Raw genomic sequence first — 394 nt, forward strand, 5'->3', positions numbered from 1 at the left:
GGAAATCTTCGGATCACAGCTTACTTACAGCTCCCCGAAGCATATCGGTGTTAGTGCCGTCCTTCATAGGCTCCTAGTGCCAAGGCATCCGCCGTGCGCCCTTTCTAACTTAACCTTTATACGGCTTTCGATAAGCTTCGCATTACTTCGTCAGCTCCGTCACTCCGGTCCTCACGTGCGTAAGCACGCTCCGGTCCTCGCTCGGTCGCTTCCTCGTTCTGCTCGCTTCTCGAAACCCTCGGGTGAGTAGTGGTACTTAGCGATAAGCACACAAGCTACTCGTTAAAAAAGTATTGTTCAATCACAATGTGATCGACTCGGTTGATTACTTGATGTTTTGTTGCTTCAATGTCGTTTTATCCAGTTTTCAAAGAACAAGTTTTGAAAGTCATCA

At 47.7% G+C, this 394-nt stretch carries 1 rRNA gene; it reads right to left on the bottom strand.

Annotated features, from left to right (window positions below):
* Positions 1 to 115 (bottom strand): 23S ribosomal RNA (locus AWV70_RS16480); the annotation flags it as partial.
* Positions 116 to 394: the final 279 nt, after the last annotated feature.

Source organism: Sporosarcina koreensis, from assembly GCF_001531445.1.
Classification (GTDB): Bacteria; Bacillota; Bacilli; order Bacillales_A; family Planococcaceae; genus Sporosarcina; species Sporosarcina koreensis_C.